At 36.0% G+C, this 1,530-nt stretch carries 1 protein-coding gene; it reads right to left on the bottom strand.

Annotated elements, in window-relative coordinates; genetic code table 11:
* The coding region (locus tag AC1DJR_RS29405; protein ID WP_477004190.1) for a PrkA family serine protein kinase at window positions 1-1,530 on the bottom strand (1,530 nt) is incomplete at both ends.

The raw sequence follows: 1,530 nt of genomic DNA on the forward strand, positions 1-1,530 counted from the left end.
GCAGAAATGCGAATTAAAATTTCTTCACGGAATGCCTTTTTAGCATTTTCTGAAATTCCAATTTGCTCTTCAATCGAACGCATAAGTTTTTCATCTGGGCTCATTTCTTCACCAGTTAACGGATCACGTAATTTTGATTTATTGCAGTATGCTTCGACGTTATCTAAGTAATTATCCATAAGTGTCTTAGCTGATTCTTCGTATGAATAAACAAATGCTTTTTGTACTTCTTTCTTAGCAATTTCATCGTATTCTTTTCTCGCTAATGAGATGAAATTCATATAGCGCTCTCGGTCCTCACTACTAATTGACGGGTGCTGATCCAATCCGTCTTTTAACGATCTCAGTACATCTAGTGCATTAATAGATGGTACCTCTTTTCGAATAATTGTAGAAGAAATTCGGTTAATGACATAACGAGGGTCAATCCCCTTCATACCTTCATCTTGATATTCGCGTTGCAGTTCCTCTACATCAATCGTATTATATCCTTCTACCGTTTCTCCATCATATAAACGCATCTTTTTAATTAAATCAATATCTGGACGCTTCGGGTCTTTTAAACGAGTTAAAATAGTGAACATYGCTGCAACTCGAAGTGTATGCGGTGCAATATGAACATTGGACACATCACTTTCACGAATCATTTTTTCATAAATATGTTCTTCTTCACTAACCCGTAAATTATATGGAACCGGCATTACAATAATTCGTGAATGCAATGCTTCATTTTTCTTATTTGCTATGAAGGAACGATACTCTGTTTCATTTGTATGCGCTACAATTAATTCATCTGCTGAAATAAGCGCAAATCTTCCTGCTTTAAAATTCCCTTCTTGTGTAAGCGATAGTAAATGCCATAAAAATTTCTCATCACATTTTAACATCTCTTGGAATTCCATCATGCCGCGGTTCGCCTTATTTAATTCTCCATCAAATCGATATGCACGAGGATCTGATTCCGAACCGTATTCTGCAATTGTAGAAAAGTCTAGACTACCTGTTAAATCGGCAATATCTTGTGATTTTGGATCAGAAGGACTAAATGTACCAATTCCTGTACGGCGATCTTCAGAGAAGAAAATACGCTCTACAACTACATCCTCAATTCTTGACCCATATTCTTGCTCTAGACGCATAACATTTAATGGTGATAAATTCCCTTCAATCCTTACTCCATATTCATCAAAGAAATCATTCCGTAAATGTTGCGGAATTAAATGAAGTGGATCTTCATGCATTGGGCATCCTTTTATTGCAAAAATCGCTCCACGATCTGTTCGTGAATATGTTTCTAATCCTCGTTTCAACATCGTAACTAATGTTGATTTCCCCCCACTAACAGGCCCCATTAATAACAAAATACGTTTCCTAACATCTAATCGTTTTGCAGATGGATGAAAATATTCTTCCACAAGGCGTTCTAAAGCATCCTCTAATCCAAATAGCTGATTACTAAAGAAGTTATATTTTCTTCTACCATCAACTTCTTCAATTCCAGCATCTTTTATCATATTGTAAATGCGAGAG

Source organism: Bacillus sp. 05T31 (assembly GCF_056396725.1).